We start from the raw sequence: 3,847 nt of genomic DNA on the forward strand, positions 1-3,847 counted from the left end.
CGATCGTTATTAAGACAAAATTTGATTATGAAACAGTTAAGAGACTCCTTTTAAAAGGAGTCTCTTTTAATATGCTTTCTGATAATCATTGATTATGTGAATAGTTATTAAAGTGAAACGCTAAGTTAGTTTATGACCATTTAACCACGCATTTTTAGAATTTTTCATTGTTTCTACAAACGGCTTAAAACTGATTGAAAATAGACCTATATTTCAAGAAATATTAAATTTCGTATATATGTAGTTAAAGTTAAATTATAACTCATTGAGGCCTTTAAAGATTAAATAAATACTCAGAAGTATTAAGACGAATTTAAGTAAATTAGATAATTTTGCTGAATCAATATTACGGTTAATTCTCACACCAAATTTTGTACCTATGTAACTAGCGATAATTAATACAACACCATAGCCCCAAAATACGTGTCCTTAAATAGTATGGCCGACAGAACTTGCTAAACTAGAAGTGAAAATAATAATCATACTTGTAGTTACAGCAAGATGAGGTGTAAAATTAAAGACTATAATCATTAACGGGGTCATTAAAACACCACCGCGTTCTATCCTTCTCTCCGATTACCAATAATTGAAAATAAACCAGTAAAACCAGTGTTAAAGAGGTAATGTCAATGGCTGTTTGTATTGTAATACCTGTAAGTATATCAGAATTTGCACCTATAAAAACAAGCGTTGGTACAATAATTATACCTTCACCTACTCCAATTAACGAGCCAATGATGGAGGATATTAATCCTATAATAATCAATACTATAATAGCCATAGTTCCACACCTTCCATTAAATAAGGAATTATTGTTATTTTAAATTATTTTTATATTCGGCTATTTTATTTATTTTATCTGTTTCATCTGGTTCAAAATACCAAATACCGTCCGACTCTACTAAATTTTCTCCGTCAATCGACATTTTTTCCATTGATTGTGTAGCGTCTTTATAATTTGAATATAATGATTTTAAATCTCCTACATTGAGATTAGTTGTAACATTATTTTCACTTACTTTGAGTATTTTGTTTAATTTAAATATACTTGAAGACTCGCTAGCAGATTTAGCTAATGTATCAATAACTTGGCGTTGTCTTTCGGCACGTCCTTCATCACCGCCTGCCCCTTCTTCTTTACGGCTACGTACATAATCCAAGGCTTTTTTTCCATCCAAATCTACTTTTTTTCCATCTTCAAAACTTGATCCATTGTAGCTGAAAGTAGCATTACTTGTTACAGTTACTCCATCAAAGATATCAATAACCTGTTCAAACCCGTCCATGTCTAAAGTCACATATGCATCAATCGGCACGCTTAAATTTTGTCTGAGTGTATCCATTGCTATTTTCGGACCTCCATAAGCATAGGCATGTGCAATTTTCTCATTGCCGGCAACGCCCGGAATCTCACTACTCATATCTCTAGGGATTGAAATAAGTTTTGTTTTTTTCTTTTCAGGGTTAATAGATGCAATTAATAAAGTATCTGTTCGTTGCCCCATATTTTCTTCTGCACGTTCAATATCTGAATCTACCCCGAAAATCGCAATAGAAATTGGTTTTTTAGATTTTATTTTCGCTTGGGCTGCTTTCGATTCTTCACCTGTCTTTTGTGAATCATGTATAGATTGATTTAAATGGATTAATTTATACGTAAAAAAACCGATGAGAATAATTAAAAGAATAAGTATAGTAATTAAGATTTTACCTTTTTTCGTTAGTTTCATAATGAGACTCCTTCTCTTCGGCTAGTCTCAAGCTTAATAACATAATTGTTAATACAATTAGACTGCCTATCGTGTCAGAAAAATAATGTGCGTTAACATAAACTCTCGATATCATCATCGTAATAATTAAGGCGGTTCCAACGATTTTTGTCCATTTATTTTTTGTAATTAAAATAAGCAAAGTTACTAATAGACTTACACTTAATACATGCATACTTGGAAAGCTATAACCATCAAAATATATTGAAGGTCTTGGACGCCCAATTGTATATTTCATAATTGTCCCAATTAAAAAAACACTGAAACTCCAAAATCCGTATAATAAAAATTGATCTTTGTTTTTAAAAAACAGAATAGCTAGAAGAAACAATACTAATAATAAGCAATTAAATGGAGAAAAAACATTAGATATAAAATGTAGCGTTTGTAAAACCGTACCGCTAGGTAGATATTTATTTAAAAACTGGTGTACATAATAATCTATATTGAACATAAAACCATTGATAATCGATAACATAAGTAGAACGAGACTTGAATATAATAATGTAGAGAAATATATTTTATTCATTTATATCGCTCCTCTTTCTTAATTTCTCTTATAACCGCTAGCATACTGCCTAAAGCGATACTAATGCTTAGCATAGATGATCCCCCGTAACTTAATAACGGTAATGTTACGCCTGTTAACGGAATCAAGCCTGATACACCGCCTAAGTTTATAAATACTTGTATAAATAAGTAACTCACTACGCCCACACAAATAAGTTTGTAGAAATGATTGTTGGTTTTATTAGCATATGTAAAACCTTTAAATATTATAAAAGCATACATAATTAATATGAACATCACGCCTATGAGTCCCAACTCTTCAGAAATAACTGTGAATATAAAATCTGTATGTGGTTCAGGTAAATAGCCTAATTTTAAAATTCCGTTTCCTAATCCACGTCCAAAAACACCGCCGTTACTGATTGATACAAGCGCGTTAGTGAGTTGGTAACCGTCATCATTTTCATATTTAAAAGGATCTAAAACCACTTTTATACGCTTCATCCTATATAGATTTTTAGAATCAAAAACTAAGGTATAAATTATGTATAATACTGTTGGTATTGAGGTAATAGCTAAAATTTGAACTTTTATTTTATTTTTGATATCAGAATACATTAAAATTGAAGCAATAATTGCAACAGTTAATAACATTCCTCCTAAATCTCCTTGCATTAATACAAGTACTAAACCTGCACCTAAAACACCTAAAGGTGGCACTAAATTTTTCAATTTATAGTCTCGTTTGTTTGTTAAGCGTTTATCTATAATAAACGCAAGGTAAAAAATAGCTACTAATTTTAAGAATTCTGATGACTGCACACTAAATAATCCTAGGTTAATCCAATTCCTCGAACCATTAACGTCTTTACCAATTAAAAGTGTTAGTAACAGTAGTGCTATCGTGCCTATAACCATAAATTTTTGGATACTAATACTTTTTAATGAATTAATATTAAAATACATACTAATAAATAGCATTAAGATAAAACCCAGAACGGAAAAAAGATACTGTCTTTTCATAAAGAAATTGGCCTCTATTGGTACTCCGTTAGTTAAGGTTCCTTTTGAAGCCGAAACCATGCTCGCACTGTAAATCATTATTACACCTATAACACTTAATATTATAAAACTGGATAGAATACCTAAATCCAAATTCTTAATGCGAATTTTAATTTTTTTTATTACCCTTAACATTACCTTAACCCTTTCTTAACTATTTATTTACAATTGTCACATAATTTTTCTGTGTTGACAAATAATTTTAGGTTGACCTAAAATATGTTGATTTTTTAGAATTAGGTAGCCTCAAGAAATCAAATAAAGTACAACGTATTGGATTATTATCTTTTATAAATAATCTGTCACTTCTCAAAAATAAGTATTAAGTTTTCCCGTAACTAATTTTTTAAGAGATTCTGCAATTATGGTTTTTAAATTATATGTAAATCGGAAAATATAGTACCTAATATAATAGAATTTTAGATATTAAAGCATTTGAATCAAAATAAGAGCGTACATTTAGCCCGTACCCTAATCGAACAATAAAAATCTCTTGTAAAATGCTG

General features: G+C 30.0%; 4 protein-coding genes and 1 pseudogene. 1 reads left to right on the forward strand and 4 read right to left on the reverse strand.

The features are described 5' to 3' along the window. Positions 1-255 precede the first annotated feature (255 nt). Positions 256-724, reverse strand: a pseudogene (locus SOJ_RS14300) (sulfite exporter TauE/SafE family protein). On the opposite strand from SOJ_RS14300, the gene SOJ_RS14790 reads away from it, so the two are divergent. Beyond that, positions 630-824, forward strand: coding sequence for a hypothetical protein (locus tag SOJ_RS14790; RefSeq protein WP_037539704.1), 195 nt, complete (start codon positions 630-632; stop codon positions 822-824). The pseudogene SOJ_RS14300 and the gene SOJ_RS14790 sit on opposite strands and share 95 nt — an antisense overlap. Here the strand turns inward: SOJ_RS14790 and SOJ_RS14020 are convergent. Genes SOJ_RS14020 through SOJ_RS14030 form a run of 3 tightly spaced genes read right to left on the reverse strand, consistent with a single transcriptional unit; the run spans position 816 to position 3,476 of the window. Beyond that, complete coding sequence (locus SOJ_RS14020) at positions 816-1,730, reverse strand: LCP family protein (protein ID WP_002508783.1); 915 nt, start codon at positions 1,728-1,730, stop codon at positions 816-818. The genes SOJ_RS14790 and SOJ_RS14020 overlap by 9 nt on opposite strands. Then, positions 1,708-2,298 carry a phosphatase PAP2 family protein gene (locus tag SOJ_RS14025; protein WP_002508784.1) on the reverse strand — a complete coding sequence of 197 codons (591 nt, stop codon included), beginning with the start codon at positions 2,296-2,298 and terminating at the stop codon, positions 1,708-1,710. The genes SOJ_RS14020 and SOJ_RS14025 overlap by 23 nt, the downstream gene beginning before the upstream one ends. Next, entirely contained in the window at positions 2,295-3,476 is a 1,182-nt protein-coding gene (locus SOJ_RS14030; RefSeq protein WP_037539705.1) for an FtsW/RodA/SpoVE family cell cycle protein, read from the reverse strand. The genes SOJ_RS14025 and SOJ_RS14030 overlap by 4 nt, the downstream gene beginning before the upstream one ends. Positions 3,477-3,847 lie beyond the last annotated feature (371 nt).

The sequence above is a fragment of the Staphylococcus sp. OJ82 genome (genome assembly GCF_000294465.1).
GTDB classification, from domain to species: Bacteria; Bacillota; Bacilli; order Staphylococcales; family Staphylococcaceae; genus Staphylococcus; species Staphylococcus equorum.

Excerpts from the sequence above, each read along its gene's own strand:
- SOJ_RS14030 (WP_037539705.1), bottom strand. The coding sequence starts at position 3,476 with ATGTTAAGGGTAATAAAAAAAATTAAAATTCGCATTAAGAATTTGGAT.
- SOJ_RS14020 (WP_002508783.1), bottom strand. The coding sequence starts at position 1,730 with ATGAAACTAACGAAAAAAGGTAAAATCTTAATTACTATACTTATTCTT.
- SOJ_RS14790 (WP_037539704.1), top strand. The coding sequence starts at position 630 with ATGGCTGTTTGTATTGTAATACCTGTAAGTATATCAGAATTTGCACCT.
- SOJ_RS14025 (WP_002508784.1), bottom strand. The coding sequence starts at position 2,298 with ATGAATAAAATATATTTCTCTACATTATTATATTCAAGTCTCGTTCTA.